Origin of the sequence: Stenotrophomonas sp. Marseille-Q5258 (assembly GCF_946900935.1) — a bacterium.
GTDB classification, from domain to species: domain Bacteria; phylum Pseudomonadota; class Gammaproteobacteria; order Xanthomonadales; family Xanthomonadaceae; genus Stenotrophomonas; species Stenotrophomonas nematodicola.
On sequence record NZ_CAMPPN010000034.1, the window covers coordinates 1 to 26,438 of the forward strand.

Genomic DNA, 26,438 nt, shown 5'->3' on the forward strand with positions numbered 1-26,438 from the left:
GGGGCACAACGGGGACCGTGCAAGCGCGTCGCCTGATTGCGCTGCAGCATCAGTGCGTAGGAAAAAGCCTCATTGAAATGCAGGTGAATATAACGATAGCCGATGTGGGTTCGAGTATCAGTTTTCGATAGCCAATTGGTTATTGACGATAGGCCGCCGCTGATTCATAAAAACGGTCTTCAAAACTTTCCGCGACTATATCCAGAGCTATGGAAGCGTCTGGGCTGTCCAGAATCCCTGGGCCTGCATGGTCAGGCAACGTACTTGACGGTGGTGTTGGGGTTGGAAAAGCGGGTGCCGTTACACGCTCTGCGTCAAGTTCGCGGCGAGATGGTTGCAATACGCGTGCTGTTGGCGATTGCGGTAGTTGCTTTTACCGGCGTGGCGTTCATGACCGGGTGAGTCATTAAAATGCCGGCGCGGCATCGCAACCGGGAGGCGTCCACCACGACGCCACACCGGTAGCGTTGCGCGCCGGACCGACGAACTGACGGACTCTTGCTCAGCTCTTCGGTGAAGTGCGCCAGCAGGGCGGCCTCGCGTGTTTCCACGTGCTTCAGGCTGAGGGTCCCCAGGTAGTCCACCGCCACGCCCAGGCCGATGAAGCCGGCGATGTGGGGATGCCGGCCTCGAACATATGTGGGGCATCGTTGAACACGGTGCCCTCGACGCCGACCTCCTTGATCATCTCGCCGCCGCCCAGGAACGGCGGCATGGCATCTCCCGGCTTGTCGACTGGGGAATGTTCCTGCTGTTCATCTGGTTGGTCCCCTATCTGGGGATCACGTTCTATGTTGGAGTTGTTGCCGCGCGCTTTATGCTCAAGCCCGCCAGCCAAGGGGCGGCATCCGGCGAATAGCGTTCACCCTGGATGGTCGTTGGTAGGAGTCGTGGAAAGTCAAACCCGAATACGCTATGCAGGGTTGGTATCAAAAAGTGGATGGGTGGTTTGCGTGCCTGGGGCTAGAACGCCCGTACCGAAGGATGGGTTCACCAACGCACATTTCATGTCGGACCGAGGCGGGTCCAATGAAGGCACTTCGAAACTTGACCTGAGAGACTTCAAGGGATTCCATAGCATCGAAGGGAGGCTTGATGCCAAGCGGCTTGATCGGCAGTTCTCGGATACGTCCACGTGGCTTTTTGCCTATGGAGACCAGTGTGGACGTCAGCCTGACTCGGAGTGCGGTGCTGTTGGCGATCATCTGCGGAACGTCGGGGTGCGTAAGCAGGCCGGCGTGCGATTTTGATGTGCTGAATCATCAGCCGCATAGTGGCAGCGCACAGAAGTTTGAGGTGGAGCTTCTCCGTCGTCTGGAATCAGACGGCCGGGTGGGTGGTCCTGGAATCAAGGTGAATCTGATTGCATCTCAGATCGAGCGCTCGGCTGACGGGAAGACGGGGGATAGGTTCTACTACGTGGTGGCTGATGGCCAGAACCGGTTCGTAGCCGCTGAGACATGCTCCGATGGTGTTGGAGATTGCGTAGCCAAGGCAGCCGATCTCGCCCGTTCCGCCTGTAAGAATCCGCAGGAGTAGCTGGGTTGTGCGTACTGGAAGGGCCCTGCAGGGAACCTCGGTTCGAGGGGCGCACGGGTGGAGTCGATCGGTCACGTTCCGGAGCAGGTAGCTACGATGCGCAAGTTTCCAAGGGTTGCCAAGTTGGGTGGGTCTGGCGAATCAGCCGGTATCCTGTCCCGGGTGGGTGCGTTGACTGGGTGCGTGGGCAGCCTGGGCTTCTGCACGATCTTCGCAAGCGCCTGCACACCGGAGCGGGCCGCAGATGTCAATGTGATCAATCAACAGCCGGGTAACCCGCTGGCGATTGACTATGCGATGTCGGTGGCAGACGTGCTGCGCTCCACTGCCGCACCATTGTATTGCAGCGTGCGGATAGTAGACGTGGTCCGTGTTGCTGGCGCAGGCACCATCGAGCCCACCAGACAGCGGGTCTACTTCGCAATTGTCGGGTCCGATGACAGGTTTCTGGAGGCGGACAGCTGTGGCGTCGACATGACAACGTGCGCGCGGACGGTCGCGCACACGGCCAAGCGCCTGTGCCTGTCGGCGCGTGGAACCCAGCCCTTCTGAGCAGCCGCGTCCGCCACCCTGGTAGTAATGCGGCCAGCGCTGCAGCACTTCTTCGCGGTGGTGACGGCGACGATCAGTGTGGTGCGCAGCAGATCCGGCCGTGTGGACTGGGGAGTGTTTATGCTGTTCATCTGGCGGGTCCCCCATCTGGGGCTCATGTTCTATGGTGCCGGTAAGAATCGTGGATTTGACAGGGGGCTGGGAATGAATGGGGTTGATGGGGTGCTATCCATGATGCTCGTGATCGTGGGGCTGGCCGCGTGGGTTAACGGTATTGCCGCGCACGTTCTTCTTGTCAGGATGGATAAGTCACACCCGAATGTGCTGCGCCGGGTTGGTATTCAGAACGTGGATTGGTGGTTTGCGTGCCTGCGTGGCGTGTTCGCGCTCGCAATGACGCAGCAGGGGCTGAGCGTCCCTGCCGGAACGCGGTGGGTGCTGAGAGGCGTTGTGGCTACATACGCAGTTCTGATTGTGTACGGAATCGTCACGATGCTGCGGTTGTAGCGTGCTGGCGTCGTCACGCGCGAAGGAGGCGCGGGCGGCAGCGAGTGTCGGGATGTGTGACGTTGCGGGTTGCACCCGGGGAACTACCATGATGATCAATATCGTTTTTCTAGTGGCGTTTGTTTCTGTTTTTTTCTACCTGATCACGTTTTTCAGATTTACCCGGCGATTTCCTCAGCTGTATCCAGCGCTATGGAGGCGTCTGGGCTGTCCAGAATCCCTGGGCCTGCACGGGCAGGCAACGTACCTGACGGTGGTACTGGGGTTGGAGAAGCGGGCTCCGTTACACGCGCTGCATCAGGTTCGCGGCGAGATGGCTGCAATACGCGTACTGTTGGTGATTGCGGTAGTGGCTTTTGCCAGCGTGGCGTTGATGACCGGCTGATTCATTGAAATGCCGGCGGGCTCTGCAATCGGGAGATGTCCACTACGACCCGAGCGGCGCCGTATGATCATTCCCACGCGGATGTTTCATCCGCATGGATCAGCGGGATTGCTTCCCGCTGGCAGGTTGCCAGGATTGAGGATGCCGACCCCGTGATGACGCCCTGCCTACGCCTGTTCCTGCTCGCCGCAGGTCTCGTCGCACTTCCCGGATGCGGGTATCTACCGGCGGGCGGGGAGGGCAGTCAGGTGCCTGCGGCATGCAGGATGCAGGGGAATGGCGATGGCTCGCCGACCTGCATGACCAGCCTGACCAGCGTGCTTGCTGCACCGGATCGATTCGACGGAATGAAGATATCGGTGGGCGTATGGGTGGATGAGGTCAACGACGCCGTTCTTGTCTTTCCTACGCGTGAGGCGCTGGACATGCGGGACTCGTCCAGTTCACTGGTGATCTATCGAGGAACGAGTCCGGGCATGGGAGCGGTGTCGTTCAAGGCTGCGCCTGACAACGCGATGTATGTCCGGGCAACCGGTGTCTTTCATTGGAATCAGGCGGGTGTCCGCAACGCTCACGCAGATCCGGTTGATTCAGGCCGGATGGGTGTCCTCGAGAGCGTCACTATTGAACGGTGACATGGCGGCGCGGGCTGGCCACGGTGCAGAGGCAATGGCAAAAAAAACGCCGCGATCTCCCGCAGCGTTTTCTCTGGCGCCCAGTACTCACCGACGCATCACCCCAGCAACTTGCGCACCTTGTTCAACGCCGCAATGAAGCGCTCGATTTCATCATGCGTGTTGTAGAACGCGAGCGAAGCACGGCACGTGGCCGCCACGCCGTAGTACTGCAGCAGCGGGTGCGCGCAGTGCTGGCCGGAGCGCACAGCGACCCCTTCCAGGTCGAGCAGGGTGGCCAGATCGTGCGAATGGGCGCCGTCGATCAGGAAGGACACCACCGCTGCCTTGTCCGGCGTGGTGCCGAAAATGCGCAGGCCGTCGATCTTGTTCAGCTCTTCAGTGAAGTGCGCCAGCAGGTCGGCCTCGCGCGCTTCCACGTGCTCCAGGCCGAGCGTTTCCAGGTAGTCCACCGCCACACCTAGGCCGATGAAGCCGGCGATGTTGGGGGTGCCGGCCTCGAACTTGTGCGGGGCGTCGTTGAACACGGTGCCCTCGAAGCTGACTTCCTTGATCATCTCGCCGCCACCCAGGAACGGGGGCATGGCATCGAGGTGCTCGCGTCGGGCCCACAGGGCGCCGGTGCCGGTGGGGCCGCACATCTTGTGGCCGGTGATGGCGTAGAAGTCGCAGCCGATCGCGGCGACGTCGACCTTGCGGTGCGGCACGGCCTGCGAGCCGTCCACCACGGTGATGATGCCGCGCTTGCGCGCTTCCCGGCAGATCTCGCGGACCGGATTTACCGTGCCCAGCACGTTGGAGACGTGGGTGACAGCAAGCAGCTTGACCTCGGGGGTCATGGCCTTGCGCAGGGCGTCCAGGTCGAGCGCGCCTTCCGGGGTGATCTCGGCAACGCGGATGGTCGCGCCGGTGCGCTGGGCGACCAGCTGCCACGGCACGATGTTGGCGTGGTGCTCCATGCGCGAGACCAGGATGACGTCGCCGGCCTTCAGGCGCGGCAGCGCCCACGAGTAGGCCACCAGGTTGAGCGCGAAGGTGGTGCCGCTGCACAGCACCAGCTCGCTGGCGCGCACGTTGAGGAAGCGTGCCAGCTTCGCACGCGCGCCCTCGTAGGCGTCGGTGGCTTCGGTACCCAGCGCGTGCACGGCACGGCTGACGTTGGCGTTGTAGCGGCGGTAGAACTCGTCCACCGCGCCGATCACCTGCACCGGCTTCTGGCCGGTGTTGGCGTTGTCGAAGTACACCAGCGGCTTGCCGTGCACTTCGCGCATCAGCAGCGGGAAGTCCAGGCGCACGCGCGCCCAGTCGGGGGCGCTGCCGGTGGGCACGACCGGGCGCGGCGTGGACAGGTTCATGCCACGCCCGCCTGTGCCAGGGCGCGGTCGAGGTGGCGGGCGAGCTGCCCGGTCAGGCGCGCGTCGAGCACCTTGAGCGGTTCGTGGCAGAACGCCGCGCTGAGCAGCTGCCGCGCCTGGTCGGCGGGCAGGCCGCGCGAGCGCAGGTAGAACAGCGCATTGGCGTCGAGCTGGCCCACGGTGGCACCGTGCGCGGCCTTCACCTCGTCGGCGTCGATCACCAGCGTGGGCTGGGTATCGATCTCGGCATCGGCCGAGAGCAGCAGGTTCTTGTTGGACAGGTTGGCGTCGGTGCCATCGGCGCCTTCGCGGATGTGGATGCCGCCGTGGAAGACCACGCGGCTGCGGTTGGCGGCCACGCCGCGCCACAGCATTTCCGAGGCGGTATCACGCGCGATGTGGTCGATGCCCAGGCGGGTATCGACATGGCGGCGGCCATTGCCGAGCAGCACGCCGTTGGCGGTCAGCTGGGCGTTGTCGCCTTCCAGGCGCACGTTGAGCTCGTGGCGGCTCAGTGCCGCGCCCAGCTCCAGGTCGATGCGGCGGTATTGGGCGTTGCGGGCCAGCACGGCGTCGGTGCGCAGCAGCGCGGTGGCGCGCACGCCATCGGCCTGCACGCGGGCGTGGGCCAGCACACTGTCCTGCGCCAGGTGCACATGCACCAGCGTGTTGCCCAGGTGGGCGACATCGCCCACATGCAGGTGGTGCTCGATCACGCCGAGCGAGGCGCCGGCGCGCAGTTCGATCAGGTGGCGGTGGTGCCAGGCCAAGTCGGCGCTGCCGGCCACGCTGACGAACACCAGCTGCAGCGGCAGGTCGATCTGCGCCTTGTCGTCCACTCGCACCAGCACGCCTTCATCGGCGAGGGCGGCGTTGAGGCGGGCGAAGATCTCGTCGCTGCGCTCGAAACGGCGGCCGAGGAAGCGCAGCGCGTCTTCGCCGCCGGCCAGGGCCGCGGACAGGGTCTGCAGCTGCACGCCGGCCGGCAGGTCGCCCAGCTCGCTCAGCGCCGCGGAGGGGCGGCCATTGACGAACACCAGGCGCGGCGACGGCACGTCGGCCAGCAGCGCGGGGTCGACCTCGGCGGCGGCCAGCGGCGCCGGGCGGAAGCTGCGGCGTTCCAGCTGGCGCAGCGAGGTGTACTTCCAGGCTTCGGTGCGCGGACCCGGCAGGCCGGCCTGCAGCGCGGCATCCAGCTCGGCGCGACGGGCGTCGCTGCCGCAGAAGCCACTGGCGAGGGAATCGAGCAGTGCGCTCATCAGACCGCTGCCTCCGGCACCACGCGGTCCTTCAGGAAGTGGTAACCGTGGGCTTCCAGTTCCAGCGCCAGTTCCGGGCCGCCGCTCTGCACGATCTTCCCGTCGGCCAGCACGTGCACCACGTCCGGCTTGATGTAGTCCAGCAGGCGCTGGTAGTGGGTGATGACCAGGAACGAGCGGTCCGGCGAGCGCAGTGCGTTGACGCCGTCGGCCACGCTCTTGAGCGCGTCGATGTCCAGGCCGGAGTCGGTTTCGTCCAAGATGGCCAGCTTCGGCTCGAGCACCGCCAGCTGGAAGATCTCGTTGCGTTTCTTCTCGCCACCGGAGAAGCCTTCATTGACGCCACGGTGCAGCAGTTCGTCCTTCAGGTGCAGCACGGCCAGCTTCTGCCGCACCAGCTTGAGGAACTGCATGGAATCCAGTTCTTCCTGGCCACGTGCCTTGCGCTGCGCGTTGAGTGCGGCACGCAGGAAGTAGGTGTTGTTCACCCCGGGGATTTCCACCGGGTACTGGAAGGCCAGGAACAGGCCGGCGGCAGCCCGTTCTTCGGGGGCCAGCTCGAGCAGGTCGGCGCCCTCGAACTGGACGCTGCCTTCGCTGACCTCATAGCCGTCGCGGCCGGCCAGGACGTTGCCCAGGGTGGACTTGCCGGCGCCGTTGGGGCCCATGATGGCGTGCACCTGGCCGGGCTTCACGTCCAGCGACAGGCCCTTGAGGATTTCCTTGTCGCCGATGCGGGCGTGCAGGTTGTCGATCTTCAACATTGCGATAGTCGTCTTGTCAGATAGGGATTTGGGCGTGCAGCGCGACTCAGAGGTCGTATTCGCTGCGCTCCAGGAATTCGTTGCGCAGGTAGGTGGTGCGGGTTTCGGTCAGCGCGGCCTTGTAGCCGGCATACAGCATCGGGTACATCGAGCCGTACAGGACGCGCGGGTTCTCGTCCTTGCCTACCGGATAACGCGCCTCGAGGTCGGCGTCGCGCAGTTGGATCCACAACCGCTGGGCGGCTTTGATCTTCTCCAGCGCGACCGCTTCACCGGCGTGTTTGGCCAGCACCTGGCGATACACGGCGTTGAGCGCGGCGTCGGCCCGCTGCAGTTCCTGCGCGGCGCAGGCATTGAGTTCCATCTGGTTGCCGCCCGGGTTGCAGTCGGCGCGCTGCGCGAACGCCGGACACGTGGCACCCAGTAGCAGGACGAGAGCGAGGAGGGTCTTCATCCGACCGAGCCTTCCAGGCTGACTTCCAGCAGCTTCTTGGCTTCCACCGCGAATTCCATCGGCAGCTCGCGGAAGACCTGCTTGCAGAAGCCGTCGACGATCATCGACACCGCGTTCTCCTGGTCGATGCCGCGTGCGCGGCAATAGAACAGCTGGTCGTCGGAAATCTTGGAGGTGGTCGCCTCGTGCTCCACCGTCGCGCTCGGGTTCTTGACCTCGATGTACGGGAAGGTGTGTGCACCGCACTTCTTGCCGATCAGCAGCGAGTCGCACTGGGTGTAGTTGCGCGCGCCGTCGGCATTGCGGTCCACCTTGACCAGGCCCCGGTAGGTGTTCTGGCCGCGGCCGGCGCTGATGCCCTTGCTGACGATCTTGCTCTTGGTGCGCTTGCCGATGTGGATCATCTTGGTGCCGGTATCGGCCTGCTGGCGGTGATGGGTCAGCGCCACCGAGTGGAACTCGCCCACCGAGTCGTCGCCGAGCAGCACGCAGGACGGGTACTTCCAGGTGATCGCGGAACCGGTTTCGACCTGGGTCCAGGTGACCTTGCTGCGTGCGCCACGGCATTCGGCACGCTTGGTGACGAAGTTGTAGATGCCGCCCACGCCGTTCTCGTCGCCCGGGTACCAGTTCTGCACCGTGGAATACTTGATCTCGGCGTCTTCCAGCGCCACCAGCTCGACGACCGCGGCGTGCAGCTGGTTCTCATCGCGCATCGGCGCGGTGCAGCCTTCCAGGTAGGACACGTATGCCTTGTCCTCGCAGATGATCAGGGTGCGCTCGAACTGGCCGGTGTGGCCGGCGTTGATGCGGAAATAGGTGCTCAGCTCCATCGGGCAGCGCACGCCCTTGGGGATGAACACGAAGCTGCCGTCGGAGAACACCGCCGAGTTCAGCGCGGCGAAGTAGTTGTCGCCCACCGGCACCACGCTGCCCAGGTACTGCCTGACCAGTTCCGGGTGCTCCTTGATGGCTTCGGACATCGAGCAGAAGATCACGCCCTTCTCGGCCAGCTCCTTGCGGAAGGTGGTGCCGACCGAGACCGAGTCGAACACCGCGTCCACGGCGACGCCGGCCAGCTTGGCGCGCTCGTGCAGGGGCACGCCCAGCTTGTCGTAGGTATCCAGCAGTTCCTTGGGCACGTCATCCAGCGAGGCGTACTTGGGGCCCTTCGGCGCGGAGTAGTAGCTCAGCGCCTGCAGGTCGATCGCCGCGATCTGCAGCTTGGCCCAGTCCGGCATCGGCATGGTCAGGAAGTGGCGGTAGGCGTCCAGGCGCCACTGCGTCATCCATTCCGGCTCGTCCTTCTTGGCCGACAGGGCACGGATGGTGTCCTCGTCCAGGCCTGGCGGCAGCGAGTCCGATTCGATCTCCGTGATGAAGCCCGCCGCGTACTTGCGGCCGAGCTGCTCGTGGATCTCGCGGTTGGGGGTATCGCCGGCGGCGACGGTATCGAGGGTATCGGTGGCCATGGGGGCTGCCTGTGGATCAGGAGACGACGTCCGCCGCGATGGCGCGGCGGTGGGCGTCAACAAGGGGGAGAGGGGGCAGGATCTGCGCCAGACTGACCGCGCGCAGGGCTTCGGCCACCACGTCGTTGATCAGGCGCCAGCTGCTGCGCGCACCACACTGCAGCTCGCGGCCGCACTGGCTGTGGTCGTGGCTGCATTCGGTCAGGGCCAGCGGCCCCTCCATCGCCTCGACGATCTCGAACAGCGAGATCCGCTCGGCGGGCCGGGTGAGGCGGTAACCGCCACGCACGCCGCGCAGGCCTTCCACCAGACCGGCCTGGGCGAGCGGCTTGAGCAGCTTGCTGACGGTCGGCGGTTCGAGGCTGGCGAACTCGGCCAGTTCAGTCGCGCTGAGTACCTCGCCCGGACGGGCAGCGAGTACGGTCAGTACGACGGTGGCGTAATCGGTGAGCTTGGTGACGCGGAGCATGGGGAGGGCAGAGCCATAAAGCGGACTGAAATTGTACGCTTTTATCCCCGGGCATCCAACCCACCCCGTTCAGGACGCTGACAGCGGGGCCGCGGCGGGGCCGGGACACAGTGTAGCTTTGGCAATCACAAAGATTAAGGGAGAATCGGCCCTTCCCATCGCAACGGCCAGCCAGATGCCCAAGAAGATCCAAGCGCGCAAGTCCACCATTCATGGCAATGGCGTGTTCGCGCTGGCGCCGATCAGCAAGGGTGAGCGCGTGATCCAGTACAAGGGGCTGCTGCGCAGCCACGCCGATGTCGACGCGGACGACACCGGTGACGTCGAGAGTGGCCACACCTTCCTGTTCACTCTTAATGACGACTACGTCATCGATGCCAACTACAAAGGTAACGATGCGCGCTGGCTCAACCACAGCTGCGACCCGAACTGCGAGGCGGTGATCGAAGAGGCCGAGGGCGACAACCGTCGCGAGGACAAGGTGTTCATTGAGGCGATCAAGGACATCCAGCCGGGCGACGAGCTGACCTACAACTACGGCATTGTCCTGGCCGAGCGGCACACCGCGCGCCTGAAGAAGATCTGGGAATGCCGCTGCGGGTCGAAGAAGTGCACCGGGACCATGCTGCAGCCCAAGCGGTAAGCCTACGCTGCGTGCACATCGCGGTCACCGGGGCCCAATGGCCGTGCCGGCACACTGCAGGCTCCCTCATCCACGGAGCCCTGCATGGCACACGCACTCAACGGCAAGCACGTCGCGATCCTGGCCACCGACGGGTTCGAGCAGTCCGAACTGCTTGAACCCAAACGCCTTCTCGAATCCTGGGGCGCCACGGTGAAGGTGGTGGCGCCAGGTGACGGCGCGCGGATCCGCGGCTGGAAAGACAAGAACTGGGGCGACAGTGTGGCCGTGGACCAGCCGCTGCAGGGCGCCACGGCGGACGACTACGATGCATTGGTGCTGCCTGGCGGAGTGATCAATCCGGACAAGCTGCGCATCGATGCGCAGGCGGTGGCGTTCATCAAGGCGTTCGGCGCAGCCGGCAAGCCGGTGGCGGCGATCTGCCACGGCCCGTGGCTGCTGATCGAATCCGGCCTGGCCAGCGGCCACCGCCTGACCTCGTGGCCGTCGCTGAAAACCGATCTGGGCAATGCCGGCGCCGAATGGACCGACGCCGAGGTGGTGGTGGACGGGCATGTGATCACCAGCCGCAAGCCGGGCGACATTCCGGCGTTTGCCGACGCAGTGGCCAAGGCACTGGCGGCGTAGACGGGCAGGGCACCGACCCGCAGTCGGTGCCATCCCCGGGTCCGGCGGTGGTTGCCGGTGCCGCCGCTGCGGTCAGCGGCCCAGTACGCCGGCCGGGATCAGCTTGCCCAGGTCCTGGTTGAAGGTGACCACCAGCTTGCCGTTCTCGACCTGCGCCGACTGCACCTGCAATGCACCGAGCACCGCGGCCACGCTGGGGTCGATCCTGTAGATCGGTTCGCGGCGCGCATAGTCGGTCAGCCAGGCGTTGAGCAGGCCGCGCGTGCGCGAGTCCAGCTTGCCGCCGTTGTTGGCCGGGGTGAAGTCGTCCACGGTGGGTTGTTCAAGGTGGAAGCCCTGGGTCTGCGCGTCGTAGCGCAGACCGCTGCTGAGCTTGACCTTGCCCAGCGGTGCCGGCGCGCTGCCGGCGGTACCCAGCGCGACATCGAAACCGAGATCCAGGCGGTTGCCCTGCGGCAGCGCGAGCTGCGGATGGCTCATGGTCATCGCGATCAGGCCGCCGAGGGCGTCCTGGGTCCGCGGGAAACTGCCATCCAGATACTGCTGCACGTCGGCCGCGCCGACCGACAGCTGGCGGCCGGACACGGTGGGCGCGGCCTGCGCGCCGATGGCGGCGGCCAGAAGAACGGTGCAGGCGGCGAGGCGGGACAACATCGGGCGAACGTTCATGGCGGCGGCCGTGGGGAATGAGTGGCCAACGATAGCGCCATTGCCTGAATCCAGCTTTGACACGTGCGCGCCGGTGCCGCTCGGTCAGTCCAGGCTCGGCTGCAGTGACGCGCCGCTGAGTTCCCAGCCGCTGCCATCGGCGCGTGGCTGCAGGCGGTACCAGCCGTGGTAGTGCAGCGTGCCCTGCCGGGTCAGGATGCGGAGGCGGATCGGCACCTCGCGCAGGCGCGAGGGACGGGCGGTGTCGCGCGCGATCGGCGTGTCGGTATCCACCCGCACCGACACCACGTCGGTGAGACGGTGCAGCGGGGCGTCGTCGGGCTGCAGGCGGGTGGTGCCGCCATCCCAGTACGCCGCAGCGGCAGCGCGATCCCCGCGCAGCAGCACACCGATGTAGTTGCGCACGGTGGCCCCTTCATCGGCTGCGCCCGCTGCCACCGCACCGGGCGGCGGCGTCGCCGGCACTGTGCCGGCAGCCGCGGCAGCGGCATCGGCATCCGCAGGGACGGTGACGGCGGTGGTGCGCGGCGACGGCGTGGCCGACGCAGCGGCGGCCGCCTCGACCCCATCGCCCTGACGCTGGCACGAGCAGCCGGCGATCAGCAGCAGCGGCAGCAGGACACTGGCAGAACGCATCGGCACCCCTCCCCTGGAATGGGGCGAGTGTAGCCGGCGCGGTCGATCAGGGCGCGCCCTGGATGGCGTCCAGCGCGCCGAGCACCTCGTCCAGCTGGGGCTGCAGCACAGTCAGTGCGTGCGTCGGCTCGGCGGCGTGGCGCTGGGCCAGATCGCGCAGCAGCTGGGTGGCGACGATGGCGGCGGCGCGCTCATCGCCGCTGAGCCCCGTATGGCGCCTGGCCACTTCCAGCAGGCGCATCCAGTCGCGCTGCGCCCGGTGCTCCAGTTCGATGGTGCAGCGCCCGCTGCACTGCAACCCGTCCTTCTCGATCGGGGTGACGGTAATGCGGTAACGCTGGGAGGAGGTGGACATGGCGGCCTGCACAGTGGGGACAGGCCCACCATAGGCCGCACGCCCGGGATCGGCGACAGGGACGGTCGCACGCAGTGTTCCACCTTGTGCGTTCCAGCCGCAGGCGGTGTGCCGCACAGTGGGGCCGGCGCAGGGTTTGCGCGCATTGCAGGCATGGCCGGACGCTGCGGCAACGCTGTGTTGCGCGGGAGGCGTGGGCAAGGGCGCTGCGATCGGCAGACCAGCCAAAAAAAGACGGGACGACCGTGGCCGTCCCGTCCGGGTGCTGCAGGAAGCGCGCTGATTACAGCGCAGCGTCCTTGAGCTTCTTGAGCGGACGCACCTTCAGCTTGGTGGAGGCCGGCTTGGCGGCGAACCACTGCTCTTCCTTGGTGAACGGGTTGATGCCCTTGCGCTTCGGCTTGGCCGGCACGTTGACGGTGGTGATCTTCAGCAGGCCCGGCAGGGTGAAGCTGCCTGCGCCCTTCTTGTGGACCGAGGCGGCCACGGCACCTTCCAGCGAGGCCAGCACAGCGCGCACGTCCTTGGCGACAACGCCGGACGCTTCAACGATGTGTGCAACCAGACCAGACTTGCTCAGCACTTCCTTGATCGGCTTGGGAGCGGCCGGCTTCGCGGCTGCCTTCGTAGCGACTTTCTTCACTGCCTTCTTCGGGGCAGCCTTTTTAGCGGTCTTTGCCATGGTGTCCTGTTCTCGTGAACGGTTGGTGGTGTGGTCGCGCCGAACCCCGTCGGCAAGCGAAATGTAGGGCAACACGGGTGCGCCGCCAATAGGCAGACGCATAAAAATCGCGTTTTTCGCCGTTCCGGTTACCGCAGTGCATCAGCACATGCCCTGAAAACACGGGGCTGTGCGTACCCCCGGCTTGCCGATGCTGGCGGTTGGCGCACTGCGTGCCTGCGGAAAATGCCTTGAAAACAGCCTCCGTGTGTGGAAAACGTGGCGCGTGCGACCCGCCGCGGCACGCCGGGGGCCGCGCCACCTCCGACCCGACGCCACGCTAACGCCCGCCGGTCTAGGCTGGGCCTGCCATTCATCCCGAAGGAGACTCACGATGGGCATTTCGCGACACGCTACCGCGCACTGGGAAGGTGACCTCAAGACAGGCAAGGGACAATTGAGCACCCCGCAGAGCGGGCTCATGGACCGTACCCGCTACGCCTTCAGCAGCCGCTTCGGCGACGAGAAGGGCACCAATCCCGAAGAGCTGATCGCCGCCGCGCATGCCGGCTGCTTCACGATGGCGCTGTCGGCCAAGCTGACCGAGGCCGGCTTCGTGCCAACCTCGCTGGATACCGAGGCCAAGGTCGATCTGTCGATGGAAGGCGGCCCGCAGTTGTCGCAGATCACGTTGAAGGTCAAGGCGGTGGTGCCGAAGATCGATGCGGCGCAGTTCCGCGCCATTGCCGACGATGCCAAGCAGAACTGTCCGGTGTCCAAGGCGCTCAGCGCGGTGCCGATCTCGCTGGAGGCCGAGCTCGCCGGCTGACGCATGCCGCAGCGCGGATTGAGTGATCCCGGCAGGGGCGGCATAGTCGCCCCTGTTTCGTTCTGCGGGAGCTTCGCGTGCGCCATTGCCTTCTGGCTGTCCTGCTGTCGTGTTTCTGCGCCGCCCAGGCGCAGGCCGATGTCCGTCTGGTCACGGCCGCCACCATCCATACCGGCGCCGCGGATGCGCCGGTGGCGACCGCACTGGCCTGGGACACGGCCGATGGGCGGGTGCTGGCGGTCGGCGACCGCCAGGCCCTCCTGACGCTGTACCCCTTGGCACCGCTCACCGACCTCGGCGATGTCACGGTGGTGCCGGGCCTGATCGACGCACATGCGCACCTGATGTACCTGGGGCAGACGCTGATGCAGGCCGATCTGACCGGTGCGGACAGCCGCGCGGAGGTAGTGGCACGCCTGCAGCGCTTCGCTGCCGACCACCCCGACGGGTGGCTGCTCGGCAACGGCTGGGACCAGAATCGATGGGCCGACACGCGCTTCCCCAGTGCCGCCGATCTGGACGCGGCGTTCCCGGATCGACCGGTCTGGTTGGGGCGCGTGGACGGCCACGCCGGCTGGGGCAACAGCGCAGCCCTGCGCGCGCTGGCGGCGGTGCCGGGGCAGCGCACGCTGCAGGGGCGCTGGCAGCCGGCGGGCGGACGCATCGAGCGCGATGCGGCGGGTCGGCCGACCGGCGTGTTCGTCGATGAGGCGATGGGGCTGATGCAAGCCGCGATCCCCGCGCCCACTGCAGCGGCGCGCGAACAGATGTTGACGCGCGCACTGGCCGCGGCGGCAAGCCAGGGACTGACCGGCGTGCACGACATGGGCGTGTCGCGCGAGGACCTGGCGCTGATGCGTCGCTTCGCCGATGCCGGTCGCCTGCCGTTGCGCATCGAGGCGTATGCCGACGGCAATGGCGGAGCACTGGACGATCTGTGCGCGCAGGGGCCATACCGGCATGCCGGCGGTCACCTGGCGATGCGCGGCGTGAAGCTGTTCATGGACGGCGCACTCGGCAGTCGTGGCGCCGCCCTGCTGGCCGACTACAGCGATGATCCGCACAACCGCGGCCTGCTGGTGACGTCGCCGGCCGATTTCGAAACGGCCGTGCGCAAGGCCGATGGCTGCGGACTGCAGGTGGCCACACACGCCATCGGCGACCGCGGCAACCGCATCGTGCTCGACACCTACGCACGCGTGCTGGGCGAGCGCAGCGGCGGCGATCACCGCTGGCGCGTGGAACATGCCCAGGTGGTGGCGCTGGAGGACATTCCGCGGTTCGCGCAGGGCAAGGTGATCGCCTCGATGCAGCCCACCCACGCGACCTCGGACATGGGCTGGGCGCAGGATCGCGTCGGGCCGCAGCGCATCCTGGGGGCGTACGCCTGGCGGCGCATGCTGGCGGCGGGCGTGCCGCTGGCGCTGGGCTCAGACTTCCCGGTGGAGCAGGTTGATCCGCGGCTGGGGCTGTATGCCGCCGTGACGCGACAGGACCGCACCGGCCACCCGTCGGCTGGCTGGCAGCCGGATCAGCGGTTGAGCGCCGCCGAGGCGCTGCGTGGGTTCACCGCCGATGCCGCGTTCGCCGGTCGCGACGAGGATCGCGTTGGTCGCCTGCAGCCGGGGCTGCAGGCCGACTTCGTGGTGTTCGACCGCGATCCGCTGCAGGTGCCCCCGGCGCAGCTGGCCGACCTGCAGGTGCGAGCCACCTGGGTGGGCGGCACGCCGGTATACGAGGCGGCGCGCTGACGCGCCGCCCCTGCGCTTACCAGTCCAGGGTGCCGCGGATGACGGTCTGCACCTGGCCGCCGGACCAGACATCGCCCCCGGCATCGATGTGCAGGCTCAGCCGCGCATCGTGGCCGACTTCGCGGCCCTGGCTGACCACGTAGCGCGGTTCGTCGCGGGGCAGCGCGCCCCGGCTGTCCAGCCACGCCGCGAGCACCGCATTGGCCGCGCCCGAGGCGGCATCCTCGAAGCGGCGGCCATTGCCGACGAAGGCGCGCACCGCCAGGTCGTAGGCCGGCTCCTGGCTGCGCGCATAGGCGAACACGCCCATGCTGCCGGTGGATTCAGCCAGGGCCGCAATCGCGGCCCAGTCCGGCGTGAGGCCGCGCAGGTGCGCTTCGTCGGCCAGTTCCACCACCCACCAGCTGCGCCCGCCGTCCATGCGGGCCGGCGGCAGGTCACCCAGCGCCCAGCCGGCCAGCACGGCCTGCAGGCGCGGGTCATCGGCCACGGTCACCTCGGCCACCTGGGCACGCGGGGTGCGGATGGCGATGGTGCGCTGGGCACCGCTGCCCTCCACACGCAGCGGCAGCGCGCCGGCAATACCGTCCTGGACCAGCACGCCGTCCACCGGCGCGGCCAGGCCGGCCTCGAGCACGGCGTGCGCGGTCCCCACGCTGGGGTGGCCGGCGAACGGCACTTCCTTCTGCGGGCTGAACATGCGGATGCCGTAGCTGGCGCCCGGCGCCTGCGGGGCGAACACGAAGGTGGTCTCCGGCAGCCGCGTCCAGCGGGCGATGGCCTGCATGGCCACATCGTCCAGGCCCTCGGCGTCGAGCACCACGGCCAGCGGATTGCCGGCACCGGGATAGGGGGAAAACACGTCCAACTGCAGGAAACGGCGGGTGGTCATCGAGGCGGCGGGCAGGGGCAAAGGGGTGCGCAGCTTACCAACCCGCGCCGGGCCGACGGCGGCGCGCCGGGCATGAATGCGTCAGGGCCGCCGCACGCCGGCCCTGCACGGCCCGGGCTTGGCATAGAATCGGGGGTTCGGCCCGGCGTGCCGGGCGAATCCCCTCACTACGACTTCCCCATTACCTCCATGTCAGCTTCCCCCCTTGTCGATCGTTGGATCGTACTGAAGTTCGGCGGCACCTCCGTGTCGCGTCGTCACCGCTGGGACACGATCGGGAAGCTGGCGAAAAAACGTGCGGAAGAAACCGGCTCGCGCGTGCTGGTGGTGGTCTCGGCGCTGTCCGGGGTGACCAACGAGCTGACCGCGATCGCCGATGGCGCCGCCGACAGCCGTGCCCGTGTGGACGCGCTGGTCGCCCGCCATCGCGAGTTCCTGGTCGAACTGTCGCTGGAGGCGGGCGCGCTCGACGCGCGGCTGGCTGCGCTGGCCGGGCTGCTCGACGATCCGCGCGCGGCGACGCGGCCGCTGGACTGGCAGGCCGACGTGCTGGGCCAGGGCGAACTGCTGTCCTCCACGGTGGGCGCGGCCTACCTGCGCGCCAGCGGCCTGGATTTCGGCTGGATGGATGCGCGCGAGTGGCTCGATGCCCTGCCGCCGCAGCCCAACCAGAGCGAGTGGTCGCAGCGCCTGTCGGTGAACTGCCAGTGGCGCGCCGATGCTGCCTGGGCCGCGCGCTTCCACGCACAGCCCACCCGCATGCTGATCACCCAGGGCTTCATCTCGCGGCATGCCGACGGCGGTACCGCCATTCTTGGCCGCGGCGGCTCGGATACCTCGGCGGCCTATTTCGGCGCGCTGCTCGGTGCCAGTCGCGTGGAGATCTGGACCGACGTGCCGGGCATGTTCAGTGCCAATCCGAAGGACGTGCCCGATGCGCGCCTGCTGACCCGGCTGGATTACTACGAAGCCCAGGAAATCGCCACCACCGGTGCCAAGGTGCTGCATCCGCGCTCGATCAAGCCCTGCCGCGATGCCGGCGTGCCGATGGCGATCCTGGATACCGAGCGCCCCGAACTGCCGGGCACCAGCATCGACGGCAATGCCGCACCGGTGCCGGGCGTGAAGGCGATCAGCCGCCGCAACGGCATCGTGCTGGTGTCGATGGAAGGCATCGGCATGTGGCAGCAGGTCGGCTTCCTGGCCGATGTGTTCGGGCTGTTCAAGAAGCATGGGTTGTCGGTGGACCTGATCGGTTCGGCCGAGACCAACGTCACCGTGTCGCTTGACCCGTCCGAGAACCTGGTCAACACCGACGTGCTGGCCGCGCTGTCGGCGGACCTGTCGCAGATCTGCAAGGTCAAGGTGATCGTGCCGTGCGCGGCGATCACCTTGGTAGGCCGCGGCATGCGTTCGCTGCTGCACAAGCTGTCCGACGTGTGGGCCACGTTCGGCCGCGAGCGCGTGCACATGATTTCGCAGTCGTCCAACGACCTCAACCTGACCTTCGTGATCGATGAGTCCGATGCCGATGGCCTGCTGCCGATCCTGCACGCCGAGCTGATCGACAGCGGCGCGATGCCGGTGGAGGAGGGCGAAGTGTTCGGCCCGCGCTGGCGCGAGATCGCCGGCACCGTCCGCGCGCGCGAAACCGCGTGGTGGCGTGGGCAGCGCGAGCACCTGCTGGCGCTGGCCCAGGCCGGCACGCCGCGCTACGTGTACAACCTGCCGACCGTGCGTGCGCGTGCGCGCGCGCTGACCGCGATCAAGGCCATCGACCAGCGCTACTACGCGATCAAGGCCAACTCGCACCCGGCCATCCTGGCACTGCTCGAACAGGAGGGTTTCGGTCTCGAGTGCGTGTCGCACGGCGAGCTCAAGCATGTCTTCAACACCTTGCCCACGCTGTCACCCAGGCGTGTGCTGTTCACCCCGAGCTTCGCACCGCGGACCGAGTACGAGGCCGCCTTCGCGCTCGGCGTGACCGTTACCCTGGACAATGTGGAAGCGCTGCAGCGTTGGCCGGAACTGTTCAGCAACCGCGAGCTGTGGCTGCGCGTGGACCTGGGCCGTGGCGAAGGCCACCACGCCAAGGTGCGCACCGGCGGCAAGGAGTCCAAGTTCGGTCTGCCGATCGCGCGCGTGGACGAATTCGTGCGTCTGGCCACCGCGCTGGGCACCCGCGTGGTCGGCCTGCACGCGCACCTGGGCAGCGGCGTGGAAACCGCGCAGCACTGGCGCCTGATGTGCGATGAACTGGCCGGTTTCGCGCGCCGCATCGGCAGCATCGAAACCATCGACATCGGCGGCGGGCTGCCGATTCCGTACAGCGCCGACGACGAGCCGTTCGACCTGGAGGCCTGGGCGGTTGGCCTGGCCGAGGTCAAGGCGGTGCACCCGGCGTTCCGCCTGGCGATCGAACCCGGCCGCTACCTGGTGGCCGAATCCGGCGTGCTGCTGGCCCGCGCCACCCAGGTGGTGGAGAAGGACGGCGTTCGCCGCGTGGGCCTGGATGCGGGCATGAACACGTTGATGCGCCCGGCGCTCTACGACGCCTGGCACGACATCGACAACCTCAGCCGCCTCGGTGGCTATGCGGAGGCCGCCTTCGACGTGGTCGGCCCGATCTGCGAGTCCAGCGATGTGTTCGGCAAGCGCCGCCGCCTGCCGGTGTCGACCGCCCCGGACGATGTGATGCTGATCGCCGATGCCGGCGCCTACGGTTACGTCATGGCCAACACTTACAACCAGCGCGAGCTGCCGCGCGAGGACGTCATCGATGACGTGCCTTGATTGCCGCCTGCCGCCCTCTGAACCGGATACACCATGACTGCTTTCGATAAACACCAGGTTGCCGTTTTCCGCTTCGTCCGCTGCGATTTCGCGGCGGACACGGGCGTGGCGCAACTGGTCTACGCCTTCGACGACGGCCCCGAGCTGATCGAGACGGTGACCATTCCGGGCGCCCCGTTCGTGCTCGACGGTGCCCGCGCCGAGGCCGTGCAGCAGGCGCTGCGGCTGCTGCACCTGATTGCCGGCGTCAGCTACTACAAGGCCGGCGTGCCGGACCAGGTGCGCATCGACAGCTATGCCATCGACGCGGCCACCGCCGCGCTGGTGGAAACGGTCTACCTCAACGGCCTGGGTGAGTTCGCCTACCGCAATGGCCTGAACCTGCGCGGGCGGTTCCGCCTGCCGGTCGAGGGCGCACCGGTGGCCGCGCCCGCGTTGGGCCTGCGCGAGCATGCCCTGGTCGCCATCGGTGGCGGCAAGGATTCGCTGGTCAGCATCGAGGCCCTGCGCACGCTGGGCATCGCCGAGACGGTGACCTGGATCGGCGGTTCGCAACTGATCCGCGCCTGCGCCGAACGCACTGGCCTGCCGATCCTCAACATCGGCCGCACGCTGGCCCCGGAGCTGTTCGAACTGAACCGCCAGGGCGCGTGGAACGGGCATATCCCGGTCACTGCGGTGAACTCGATGATCATGGTGCTGGCCGCGCTGCTGCAGGGCGTGGACCAGGTGGTGTTCTCCAACGAGCGCTCGGCCAGCTATGGCAGCCAGATTCCGGGCACCGGCGAGGTCAACCACCAGTGGTCCAAGGGCTGGGCGTTCGAGCAGGCGTTCGGCGAGCATGTGGAAACGCACATCGCCGCCGATCTCCACTATTACTCGCTGCTGCGGCCGCTGTCGGAGCTGGCGGTGGCACGCCAGTTCGCCAAGAGTGATTTCTACGACGCGCACTTCTCCAGCTGCAACCGCAACTTCCACATCCTCGGCGAACGCCCGGTCAACCGCTGGTGCGGGGTGTGCCCGAAGTGCCACTTCGTGTTCCTGGCGCTGGCGCCGTTCATGCCCAAGCCGCGCCTGGTGAACATCTTCGGCCGCAACCTGCTGGACGATGCCGACCAGGCCGGCGGCTTCGATGCGCTGCTGGAATTCCAGGACCACAAGCCGTTCGAATGCGTCGGCGAAGGCCGCGAATCGCGTGCGGCGATGGCGACCCTGGCCGCGCGCCCGGAATGGAGCGAAGACGCGCTGGTGAAGCGTTTCATCCAGGAGATCCAGCCGCACCTCGACGCAGGCGAACTGCAGGTCGAGCCGCTGCTGGTACTGGAAGGCGAACACCGGATTCCGGCGGCGATCTGGGAGCGCCTGCGTGCGGATTTCGCAGCTTGAGGGCAAGCGGGTCGCGCTGTGGGGCTGGGGCCGTGAAGGCCGTGCGGCCTTCCGCGTGCTGCAGCAGCGGCTGCCGTCGCTGCCGCTGACGCTGTTCTGTCCCGAGGCCGAAGCCGCCGCTGCCCGTGAGGAGACCCACGGCGCGCTGCAGGTGCGTTCGGATGTCAGCGGCGAGGCGCTGGGGGCGTTCGAGCTGGTGATCAAATCGCCGGGGATCAGCCCGTACGGGGAGGTCGCGCAGGCCGCTGCCGCACAGGGCACGCAGTTCATCGGCGGCACCGCGCTGTGGTTCGCCGAGCACGCCGATGCCGATGGCACCGTGCGCGACACGGTGTGCGTGACCGGCACCAAGGGCAAGAGCACCACGACCTCGCTGCTGGCGCATCTGCTGCGTGCCTCCGGCGCGCCGACTGCGCTGGTGGGCAACATCGGCCTGCCGCTGCTGGAAGTGCTCGATCCGGAGCCGGTGCCGCGGTACTGGGCGGTGGAGCTGTCCAGCTACCAGACCGGCGAAGTGGCGCGCAGCGGCGTGCATCCGCAGGTGGCGGTCATCCTGAACCTGTTCCCCGAGCACCTGGACTGGCACGGCAGCGAAGCCCGTTACATCCAGGACAAACTGCGGCTGGTCACCGAGGCTGCGCCGCGCATCGCGGTGCTCAATGCCGCCGATCCGCACCTGGCCGCGCTGTCGCTGCCCGACAGCGAGGTGGTGTGGTTCAACCAGCCGCAGGGCTGGCACATGCGCGGCGATGTGGTCCATCGGGGCGGGCAGGCCGTGTTCGACACCGCCAGCACGCCGTTGCCAGGGCGTCACAACCGCGGCAACCTGTGCGCGGTACTGGCCGCCGTCGAAGCGCTGGGGCTGGATGCGGTGGCGCTGGCGCCGTCGGTGCAGGCGTTCCGGCCGTTGCCCAATCGGCTGCAGACGGTGGGCAGCCGCGAGGGCGTCACGTTCGTCAACGATTCCATCAGCACCACACCGCATGCCAGTCTGGCGGCGCTGGAATGCTTCGCCGGCCGCCGCATCGCGCTGCTGGTGGGCGGGCATGATCGTGGTCTGGACTGGCACGACTTCGTGCAGCACATGGCCCATGACGTGCCGCCGGTGGAGATCGTGACGATGGGGGCCAACGGGCCGCGCATCCATGATCTGCTGCAGCCGCTGGCAGACCAGGGGCGTTTCGGCCTGCATGCGGCCACCGACCTGGCCGAGGCGATGCGCCTGGCGCGTGCTGCACTGGGCGCGCAGGGCGGGGTGGTACTGATGTCGCCCGGCGCACCGAGCTACGGGGTATACCGCGACTATGTCGCCCGCGGCCGGCATTTCGCCGAACTGGCCGGATTCGACCCCGACCAGATCACCGCGATCCCGGGCATCGGCATCGCCTGAGCGCAGCGCTCCCCCGTAGAGCCGGGCTCTGCCCGGCTGCTCTCCGGTCCGACCACGCACCCCCCCGCTGTGCGCGATAGCCGGGCAGAGCCCGGCTCTACGTGGGTCCGGCCAGGCGCCTCTCACACCGCGCGTGATCCCCGTAGCGCCGGGCTCTGCCCGGCTGCTCTCCGATCCGACCACGCCCCCCCCCGCGCTGCGCGCGACAGCCGGGCAGAGCCCGGCTCTACGTGGGTCCGGCCACGCACCCCCCGCGCTGCGCGCGACAGCCGGGCAGAGCCCGGCTCTACGTGGGTCCGACCACGCACCCCCCGCGCTGCGCGCGATAGCCGGGCAGCGCCCGGCTCTACGTGGGTCCGGCCACGCGCCCCCGCGCTGCGCCCGGCTCTACGTGACGTTGCGGCTTCGCGCCGTATAGTCGGGATTCTCTTCCGAGGAGCAGGCGAATGAACAGGCGATGGCAGTGGGGTGCGGCGATGCTGCTGGGCATGGCCGCGTTGCCGGCGATGGCGGCGATGAAGACCCAGCCGGTGGAGTGGAGCCTGGACGGCACCACCTTCAGCGGCGTGCTGGTCTACGACGACAGCGAATCCGACACGCGTCCCGGTCTGGTGATGGTGCCCAACTGGAAGGGTGTGAACGACTCGGCGATCGCCAAGGCCAAGCAGCTGGCCGGCGACGACTACGTGGTGCTGGTCGCCGATGTGTACGGCAAGGGGGTGCGCCCGAAGACCGATGCCGAGGCCGGACCGGTCGCGACGAAACTCCGCAATGACCGGCCGGTGCTGCGCGCACGCGCGCTGAAGGCGATCGAGGTGCTCAAGGCGCAGGCCGGCAAGGCGCCGGTGGACGCCGCCCGGATCGGCGCGGTCGGCTTCTGTTTCGGCGGCACCACGGTGCTGGAGATGGCGCGCGCCGGTGCGCCGTTGGCCGGCGTGGTCAGCCTGCACGGCGGGCTGGGTTCGCCGTTGCCTGCGAAGGCCGGTGGCACGCATCCCTCGGTGCTGGTGCTCAACGGTGCCGACGACAAGGGCGTCAGCAAGGACGACATCGCCAGCTTCGAGCAGGAAATGAACGCGGCCAAGGTCGACTGGACGTTCACCAACTACAGCGGCGCGGTGCACTGCTTTGCCGAGTCCGACGCCAACAGTCCGCCGGGCTGTCTGTACAACCCGCGCGCCGCCAGGCGTGCCTGGAAGGCACTGGACGAGTTCTTCGAGGAGCGCTTCGAGCGTCGCTGAGGGGAGCCGGCCGGCGCGATGCGCGGTGCAGCCGACCCGCGGTCGGCCCACCTTGCCTCAATGCGAGCGCTGCACCGCGTAGCGCGCCAGACCGCGCAGGGCGGCGACGGCATCGTTGTCGGCCAGGGCGTCGAGCGCGCGCTCGGCGGCGTCGGCATATTCCTCGGCCCGACGGCGGCTGTAGTCCAGCCCGCCGGTGGCGTGGATGGCGGCCAGTACCTCCGGCATCGCCTCGGCATCGCCGTTCTGCACGATCTCGCGCAGGCGCTCGCGGGTGGTCGCATCCGAATGTGCCATCGCGTGGATCAGCGGCAGGGTCGCCTTGCCCTCGGCGAGGTCGTCGCCCAGGTTCTTGCCCAGTTCGTCGGCGTTGGCCGAGTAGTCCAGCACATCGTCGGCAATCTGGAAGGCGTAGCCCAGGTGCATGCCGTAGTCGTACAGCGCCTGCTGGGTGACCTCGTCCACGCCGCTGGCCAGCGCGCCCAGACGGGTGCCGGCGGCGAACAGCACCGCGGTCTTGCGCTCGATCACGCGCAGGTAGGCCGCCTCGTCGGTGTCCGGATTGTGGACGTGCAGCAGCTGCAGCACCTCGCCCTCGGCGATGCGGTTGGTGGTGTCGGCCAGAATCCGCATGACCGGCATGCGGTCCAACTCGACCATCAGCTGGAAGCTGCGCGAGTACAGGAAATCGCCCACCAGCACGCTCGGCGCATTGCCCCACAGGGCGTTGGCGGTGCTGCGACCACGGCGCAGGCTGGACTCGTCCACCACGTCGTCGTGCAGCAGGGTCGAGGTGTGGATGAACTCGATGATCGCTGCCAGCTGGTGGTGCTCCGGCCCGGCCTGGCCGACCGCGTGGCCGGCCAGCATGACCAGCATCGGGCGCAGGCGCTTGCCGCCGGCGGAGATGATGTGGTCGGCGATCTGGTTGATCAGGACGACATCCGAAGACAGTCGGCGGCGAATCAGGGCATCGACGGCGGCCATGTCGGGCGCGGCAAGCGACTGGATCTGGGGCAGGCCCAGCGCGGGGCGGGTGTCTTCGGTGATGGTCATGCGGTCTGACTTTCAGGCGTACAGCGAATTATAGGCGTTGCGGCCGTCTTCCGCCCGCGAAGACCGCCCGGGGCGGCCGCAGGCGTGAATACGTATGCATGCAGCGCCATCCCGGCAGGGCCGCCGCTAAGCTTGGCGGGTATGTTCTGGCCCCCGGATCGGGTGCCCTGGAAGCCCGGAGGGGGCCCTCAAATGTTGCAGATTCCCTGGTGGCGCGGCGCCGTCATCTATCAGATCTACCCGCGCAGCTTCCTCGATGCCAACGGCGACGGGGTGGGCGACCTGCCCGGCATCATCGACCGGTTGGACTACGTGGCCGCGCTGGGCGTGGACGCGATCTGGATCTCCCCGTTCTTCACCTCGCCGATGGCCGACTTCGGCTACGACATCGCCGATCACCGCGATGTGGACCCGCTGTTCGGCACCCTGGCCGACTTCGACCGCCTGCTGGCCAAGGCGCATGCGCTGGGCCTGAAGGTGATGATCGACCAGGTGTTCAGCCACACCTCGATCGAGCATGCCTGGTTCCGCGAGAGCCGCCAGGACCGCACCAACCCCAAGGCGGACTGGTACGTGTGGGCCGACCCGCGCGAGGACGGCACCCCGCCCAACAACTGGATGTCGATTTTCGGCGGCGTGGCCTGGCAGTGGGAGCCGCGCCGGGAGCAGTATTTCCTGCATAACTTCCTGGCCGACCAGCCGGACCTGGATTTCCACAATCCGGCCGTGCAGCAGGCCACGCTGGACTATGTGCGGTTCTGGCTGGACCGCGGCGTGGACGGGTTCCGCCTGGACTCGATCAACTTCTGCTTCCATGACGCGCAGCTGCGCGACAACCCGGCCAAGCCGCTGGAGCAGCGGGTGGGCCGGGGCTTCAGCGCGGACAATCCGTACGCCTACCAGTACCACTACTACAACAACACGCAGCCGGAGAACCTGGGCTTCATCGAGCGCCTGCGCGGCCTGCTCGACGAGTACCCGGGGACGGTGAGTCTGGGCGAGATTTCCGCCGAGGATTCGCTGGCCACCACCGCCGAGTACACCGCGCCTGGCCGCCTGCACATGGGCTACAGCTTCGAGCTGCTGGTGAAGGATTTCAGCGCCGGTTACATCCGCGACACCGTGTCGCGGCTGGAAGCGACCATGACCGAGGGCTGGCCGTGCTGGGCGATCTCCAATCACGATGTGGAGCGTGCGGTGACCCGCTGGGGCGGGCATCCGGCGCAGCCGCGGCTGGCGCGCCTGCTGGTGGCGCTGCTGTGCTCGCTGCGTGGCTCGATCTGCCTGTACCAGGGCGAAGAGTTGGGGCTTGGCGAGGCCGACGTCCCGTTCGAGGCCCTACAGGACCCGTACGGCATCACCTTCTGGCCGAACTTCAAGGGCCGCGACGGCTGCCGCACGCCGATGCCGTGGATCGACGCGCCACTGGCCGGTTTCACCACCGGCACGCCGTGGCTGCCGATTCCGGCCGAGCATCAGGCGGCGGCGGTAGCCGTGCAGAGCCACGATCCACAGTCGGTGCTCAACGCATTCCGCCAGTTCCTGGCGTGGCGGCGGACCATGCCGACCCTGCTGGTGGGTGACATCGCGTTCCTGGAGACGGCCGAGCCGGTGCTGATGTTCGAGCGTCGCCATGCCGGCGAGACGCTGCTGCTGGCGTTCAACCTGTCGGCCGACACGGCGCGCGTGGCGCTGCCGGCGGGCCAGTGGCAGCCGCTGCACGTGCCGGGGCCGGACGTGGGAACCGCAGCGGCGGGCGAGCTGACATTGCCGGCACAGTCGATGTATTGCGCGCGCAGGGACTGACACGTTTTTCCGGTGGTATTGAGAGGGCGGGGCCACGTGCCCCGCCCTTTTTTTGGCCCGGCAGGCAGCGACAACCCCGACATCCCCGTAGCGCCGGGCTCTGCCCGGCTGCCCTTCGTGCCGGCGCCAAAAATCCCGCGCGTCGCCTGTAGAGCCGGGCTCTGCCCCGGCTGCCCTTCGCCCCGGCATCGAACATCCCGCGCGTCGCGCGGCAGCCGGGCAGAGCCCGGCTCTACGGTGCGACAGCCGAGGGCTCGGCGCTGTCTGGCGGGGTTGCGAAGATTCCGCGTTCGCCGAAAACAGAAAACCCGC

Annotated in this window: 27 protein-coding genes and 1 pseudogene; 15 read left to right on the forward strand and 13 right to left on the reverse strand. The window is 67.6% G+C overall.

The annotated features are described in order from the left end of the window. The first annotated feature begins 102 nt into the window (after positions 1 to 102). Positions 103 to 402, forward strand: coding sequence for a hypothetical protein (locus tag OC534_RS17420; RefSeq protein WP_262072284.1), 300 nt, complete (start codon positions 103 to 105; stop codon positions 400 to 402). Positions 403 to 497: 95 nt separating this feature from the next. On the opposite strand, the pseudogene OC534_RS17425 reads toward OC534_RS17420, so the two are convergent. Then, positions 498 to 718 (reverse strand): annotated as a pseudogene (locus OC534_RS17425) (aminotransferase class V-fold PLP-dependent enzyme); the annotation flags it as partial. Here OC534_RS17425 and OC534_RS17430 point away from each other — a divergent pair. The 5 genes from OC534_RS17430 to OC534_RS17450 all read left to right on the forward strand — a co-directional run bounded on the left by OC534_RS17430 (position 638) and on the right by OC534_RS17450 (position 3,618). Next, a complete protein-coding gene (locus OC534_RS17430) occupies positions 638 to 859 on the forward strand; it encodes a hypothetical protein (protein ID WP_165699741.1) in 222 nt (73 codons plus the stop codon). The pseudogene OC534_RS17425 and the gene OC534_RS17430 overlap by 81 nt on opposite strands. A gap of 776 nt (positions 860 to 1,635) precedes the next feature. Next, positions 1,636 to 2,091: a hypothetical protein gene (locus OC534_RS17435; RefSeq protein WP_262072274.1), complete on the forward strand. Its 456-nt coding sequence runs from the start codon at positions 1,636 to 1,638 to the stop codon at positions 2,089 to 2,091. 27 nt (positions 2,092 to 2,118) lie between these two features. Continuing rightward, positions 2,119 to 2,598: a hypothetical protein gene (locus OC534_RS17440; protein ID WP_262072275.1), complete on the forward strand. Its 480-nt coding sequence runs from the start codon at positions 2,119 to 2,121 to the stop codon at positions 2,596 to 2,598. Between the two features lie 88 nt (positions 2,599 to 2,686). After that, the gene (locus tag OC534_RS17445) at positions 2,687 to 2,983 is read left to right on the forward strand and encodes a hypothetical protein (protein WP_017356435.1); all 297 of its coding nucleotides are present in this window, start codon (positions 2,687 to 2,689) and stop codon (positions 2,981 to 2,983) included. A 35-nt stretch (positions 2,984 to 3,018) separates the two neighbouring features. Further along, positions 3,019 to 3,618 carry a hypothetical protein gene (locus OC534_RS17450; RefSeq protein WP_166472705.1) on the forward strand — a complete coding sequence of 200 codons (600 nt, stop codon included), beginning with the start codon at positions 3,019 to 3,021 and terminating at the stop codon, positions 3,616 to 3,618. A 98-nt stretch (positions 3,619 to 3,716) separates the two neighbouring features. On the opposite strand, the gene OC534_RS17455 is transcribed toward OC534_RS17450, so the two are convergent. From OC534_RS17455 to OC534_RS17480, 6 genes are read right to left on the reverse strand one after another with little or no spacing between them, the layout of a single operon-like run. Beyond that, positions 3,717 to 4,973 (reverse strand): cysteine desulfurase, encoded by a 1,257-nt coding sequence (locus tag OC534_RS17455; RefSeq protein WP_166472706.1) that lies wholly within the window; start codon positions 4,971 to 4,973, stop codon positions 3,717 to 3,719. Continuing rightward, positions 4,970 to 6,232, reverse strand: a complete 1,263-nt coding sequence (gene sufD / locus OC534_RS17460; RefSeq protein ID WP_262072276.1) for a Fe-S cluster assembly protein SufD — start codon at positions 6,230 to 6,232, stop codon at positions 4,970 to 4,972. The genes OC534_RS17455 and sufD overlap by 4 nt, the downstream gene beginning before the upstream one ends. After that, positions 6,232 to 6,996, reverse strand: coding sequence for a Fe-S cluster assembly ATPase SufC (gene sufC, locus OC534_RS17465; RefSeq protein WP_017356439.1), 765 nt, complete (start codon positions 6,994 to 6,996; stop codon positions 6,232 to 6,234). The genes sufD and sufC overlap by 1 nt, the downstream gene beginning before the upstream one ends. A gap of 46 nt (positions 6,997 to 7,042) precedes the next feature. Beyond that, positions 7,043 to 7,450, reverse strand: coding sequence for a lysozyme inhibitor LprI family protein (locus OC534_RS17470; protein ID WP_136006578.1), 408 nt, complete (start codon positions 7,448 to 7,450; stop codon positions 7,043 to 7,045). Further along, entirely contained in the window at positions 7,447 to 8,922 is a 1,476-nt protein-coding gene (gene sufB, locus OC534_RS17475; protein ID WP_017356441.1) for a Fe-S cluster assembly protein SufB, read from the reverse strand. Before sufB ends, OC534_RS17470 begins: the two co-directional genes overlap by 4 nt. Positions 8,923 to 8,938: 16 nt before the next feature. Beyond that, entirely contained in the window at positions 8,939 to 9,391 is a 453-nt protein-coding gene (locus OC534_RS17480) for an SUF system Fe-S cluster assembly regulator (RefSeq protein ID WP_017356442.1), read from the reverse strand. A 175-nt stretch (positions 9,392 to 9,566) separates the two neighbouring features. On the opposite strand from OC534_RS17480, the gene OC534_RS17485 reads away from it, so the two are divergent. Together OC534_RS17485 and OC534_RS17490 are read left to right on the forward strand one after the other, a co-directional pair. Then, positions 9,567 to 10,034, forward strand: coding sequence for an SET domain-containing protein-lysine N-methyltransferase (locus OC534_RS17485; protein WP_017356443.1), 468 nt, complete (start codon positions 9,567 to 9,569; stop codon positions 10,032 to 10,034). A gap of 84 nt (positions 10,035 to 10,118) precedes the next feature. Further along, positions 10,119 to 10,661, forward strand: coding sequence for a type 1 glutamine amidotransferase domain-containing protein (locus tag OC534_RS17490; protein ID WP_017356444.1), 543 nt, complete (start codon positions 10,119 to 10,121; stop codon positions 10,659 to 10,661). 72 nt (positions 10,662 to 10,733) lie between these two features. Here the strand turns inward: OC534_RS17490 and OC534_RS17495 are convergent, their stop codons facing one another. From OC534_RS17495 to OC534_RS17510, 4 genes are all read right to left on the reverse strand, one after another. Continuing rightward, on the reverse strand, positions 10,734 to 11,330 hold the full coding sequence (locus tag OC534_RS17495) for a DUF1439 domain-containing protein (protein WP_136006580.1): 597 nt from the start codon (positions 11,328 to 11,330) through the stop codon (positions 10,734 to 10,736). 84 nt (positions 11,331 to 11,414) lie between these two features. Continuing rightward, on the reverse strand, positions 11,415 to 11,966 hold the full coding sequence (locus tag OC534_RS17500) for a hypothetical protein (RefSeq protein ID WP_262072278.1): 552 nt from the start codon (positions 11,964 to 11,966) through the stop codon (positions 11,415 to 11,417). A 46-nt stretch (positions 11,967 to 12,012) separates the two neighbouring features. Further along, on the reverse strand, positions 12,013 to 12,321 hold the full coding sequence (locus OC534_RS17505; protein WP_136006584.1) for a DUF3861 family protein: 309 nt from the start codon (positions 12,319 to 12,321) through the stop codon (positions 12,013 to 12,015). A 283-nt stretch (positions 12,322 to 12,604) separates the two neighbouring features. Next, positions 12,605 to 13,003, reverse strand: coding sequence for an HU family DNA-binding protein (locus OC534_RS17510; RefSeq protein ID WP_136006586.1), 399 nt, complete (start codon positions 13,001 to 13,003; stop codon positions 12,605 to 12,607). A gap of 373 nt (positions 13,004 to 13,376) precedes the next feature. Between OC534_RS17510 and OC534_RS17515 the strand changes: the two genes are divergently transcribed. Then, positions 13,377 to 13,811, forward strand: a complete 435-nt coding sequence (locus tag OC534_RS17515) for an OsmC family protein (protein WP_136006588.1) — start codon at positions 13,377 to 13,379, stop codon at positions 13,809 to 13,811. A 77-nt stretch (positions 13,812 to 13,888) separates the two neighbouring features. Further along, positions 13,889 to 15,562 carry an amidohydrolase gene (locus OC534_RS17520; RefSeq protein ID WP_229296452.1) on the forward strand — a complete coding sequence of 558 codons (1,674 nt, stop codon included), beginning with the start codon at positions 13,889 to 13,891 and terminating at the stop codon, positions 15,560 to 15,562. Positions 15,563 to 15,578: 16 nt separating this feature from the next. Here OC534_RS17520 and OC534_RS17525 read toward each other — a convergent pair whose 3' ends face one another. After that, on the reverse strand, positions 15,579 to 16,454 hold the full coding sequence (locus OC534_RS17525) for a PhzF family phenazine biosynthesis protein (protein WP_136006591.1): 876 nt from the start codon (positions 16,452 to 16,454) through the stop codon (positions 15,579 to 15,581). 189 nt (positions 16,455 to 16,643) lie between these two features. On the opposite strand from OC534_RS17525, the gene OC534_RS17530 reads away from it, so the two are divergent. The 4 genes from OC534_RS17530 to OC534_RS17545 all read left to right on the forward strand — a co-directional run bounded on the left by OC534_RS17530 (position 16,644) and on the right by OC534_RS17545 (position 23,264). Further along, the gene (locus OC534_RS17530; RefSeq protein WP_136006593.1) at positions 16,644 to 19,247 is read left to right on the forward strand and encodes a bifunctional aspartate kinase/diaminopimelate decarboxylase; all 2,604 of its coding nucleotides are present in this window, start codon (positions 16,644 to 16,646) and stop codon (positions 19,245 to 19,247) included. Positions 19,248 to 19,280: 33 nt separating this feature from the next. After that, complete coding sequence (murL, locus tag OC534_RS17535) at positions 19,281 to 20,633, forward strand: UDP-N-acetyl-alpha-D-muramoyl-L-alanyl-L-glutamate epimerase (RefSeq protein WP_017356985.1); 1,353 nt, start codon at positions 19,281 to 19,283, stop codon at positions 20,631 to 20,633. Further along, positions 20,614 to 22,023, forward strand: coding sequence for a UDP-N-acetylmuramoyl-L-alanine--D-glutamate ligase (gene murD, locus OC534_RS17540; protein ID WP_136006595.1), 1,410 nt, complete (start codon positions 20,614 to 20,616; stop codon positions 22,021 to 22,023). The genes murL and murD overlap by 20 nt, the downstream gene beginning before the upstream one ends. 446 nt (positions 22,024 to 22,469) lie before the next feature. After that, the gene (locus tag OC534_RS17545; RefSeq protein ID WP_262072279.1) at positions 22,470 to 23,264 is read left to right on the forward strand and encodes a dienelactone hydrolase family protein; all 795 of its coding nucleotides are present in this window, start codon (positions 22,470 to 22,472) and stop codon (positions 23,262 to 23,264) included. Positions 23,265 to 23,321: 57 nt separating this feature from the next. Here the strand turns inward: OC534_RS17545 and OC534_RS17550 are convergent, their stop codons facing one another. Beyond that, positions 23,322 to 24,320 carry a polyprenyl synthetase family protein gene (locus OC534_RS17550; RefSeq protein ID WP_017356714.1) on the reverse strand — a complete coding sequence of 333 codons (999 nt, stop codon included), beginning with the start codon at positions 24,318 to 24,320 and terminating at the stop codon, positions 23,322 to 23,324. Positions 24,321 to 24,512: 192 nt separating this feature from the next. Here OC534_RS17550 and OC534_RS17555 point away from each other — a divergent pair, with 192 nt between their 5' ends. Further along, a complete protein-coding gene (locus OC534_RS17555) occupies positions 24,513 to 26,126 on the forward strand; it encodes an alpha-glucosidase (protein WP_136006106.1) in 1,614 nt (537 codons plus the stop codon). Positions 26,127 to 26,438: the final 312 nt, after the last annotated feature.

Bases quoted from the DNA above. Each gene is read 5' to 3' on its own strand.
- OC534_RS17555 (WP_136006106.1), top strand. From the start codon at position 24,513: ATGTTGCAGATTCCCTGGTGGCGCGGCGCCGTCATCTATCAGATCTAC.
- OC534_RS17510 (WP_136006586.1), bottom strand. From the start codon at position 13,003: ATGGCAAAGACCGCTAAAAAGGCTGCCCCGAAGAAGGCAGTGAAGAAA.
- sufD (WP_262072276.1), bottom strand. From the start codon at position 6,232: ATGAGCGCACTGCTCGATTCCCTCGCCAGTGGCTTCTGCGGCAGCGAC.
- OC534_RS17420 (WP_262072284.1), top strand. From the start codon at position 103: ATGTGGGTTCGAGTATCAGTTTTCGATAGCCAATTGGTTATTGACGAT.
- OC534_RS17550 (WP_017356714.1), bottom strand. From the start codon at position 24,320: ATGACCATCACCGAAGACACCCGCCCCGCGCTGGGCCTGCCCCAGATC.
- OC534_RS17440 (WP_262072275.1), top strand. From the start codon at position 2,119: ATGCGGCCAGCGCTGCAGCACTTCTTCGCGGTGGTGACGGCGACGATC.
- OC534_RS17455 (WP_166472706.1), bottom strand. From the start codon at position 4,973: ATGAACCTGTCCACGCCGCGCCCGGTCGTGCCCACCGGCAGCGCCCCC.
- OC534_RS17490 (WP_017356444.1), top strand. From the start codon at position 10,119: ATGGCACACGCACTCAACGGCAAGCACGTCGCGATCCTGGCCACCGAC.
- sufB (WP_017356441.1), bottom strand. From the start codon at position 8,922: ATGGCCACCGATACCCTCGATACCGTCGCCGCCGGCGATACCCCCAAC.
- OC534_RS17480 (WP_017356442.1), bottom strand. From the start codon at position 9,391: ATGCTCCGCGTCACCAAGCTCACCGATTACGCCACCGTCGTACTGACC.
- OC534_RS17545 (WP_262072279.1), top strand. From the start codon at position 22,470: ATGAACAGGCGATGGCAGTGGGGTGCGGCGATGCTGCTGGGCATGGCC.
- OC534_RS17495 (WP_136006580.1), bottom strand. From the start codon at position 11,330: ATGAACGTTCGCCCGATGTTGTCCCGCCTCGCCGCCTGCACCGTTCTT.
- murL (WP_017356985.1), top strand. From the start codon at position 19,281: ATGACTGCTTTCGATAAACACCAGGTTGCCGTTTTCCGCTTCGTCCGC.
- OC534_RS17530 (WP_136006593.1), top strand. From the start codon at position 16,644: ATGTCAGCTTCCCCCCTTGTCGATCGTTGGATCGTACTGAAGTTCGGC.
- OC534_RS17505 (WP_136006584.1), bottom strand. From the start codon at position 12,321: ATGTCCACCTCCTCCCAGCGTTACCGCATTACCGTCACCCCGATCGAG.
- OC534_RS17445 (WP_017356435.1), top strand. From the start codon at position 2,687: ATGATGATCAATATCGTTTTTCTAGTGGCGTTTGTTTCTGTTTTTTTC.
- OC534_RS17485 (WP_017356443.1), top strand. From the start codon at position 9,567: ATGCCCAAGAAGATCCAAGCGCGCAAGTCCACCATTCATGGCAATGGC.
- sufC (WP_017356439.1), bottom strand. From the start codon at position 6,996: ATGTTGAAGATCGACAACCTGCACGCCCGCATCGGCGACAAGGAAATC.
- OC534_RS17450 (WP_166472705.1), top strand. From the start codon at position 3,019: ATGTCCACTACGACCCGAGCGGCGCCGTATGATCATTCCCACGCGGAT.
- OC534_RS17500 (WP_262072278.1), bottom strand. From the start codon at position 11,966: ATGCGTTCTGCCAGTGTCCTGCTGCCGCTGCTGCTGATCGCCGGCTGC.
- OC534_RS17470 (WP_136006578.1), bottom strand. From the start codon at position 7,450: ATGAAGACCCTCCTCGCTCTCGTCCTGCTACTGGGTGCCACGTGTCCG.
- OC534_RS17430 (WP_165699741.1), top strand. From the start codon at position 638: ATGTGGGGCATCGTTGAACACGGTGCCCTCGACGCCGACCTCCTTGAT.
- OC534_RS17525 (WP_136006591.1), bottom strand. From the start codon at position 16,454: ATGACCACCCGCCGTTTCCTGCAGTTGGACGTGTTTTCCCCCTATCCC.
- OC534_RS17435 (WP_262072274.1), top strand. From the start codon at position 1,636: ATGCGCAAGTTTCCAAGGGTTGCCAAGTTGGGTGGGTCTGGCGAATCA.
- OC534_RS17515 (WP_136006588.1), top strand. From the start codon at position 13,377: ATGGGCATTTCGCGACACGCTACCGCGCACTGGGAAGGTGACCTCAAG.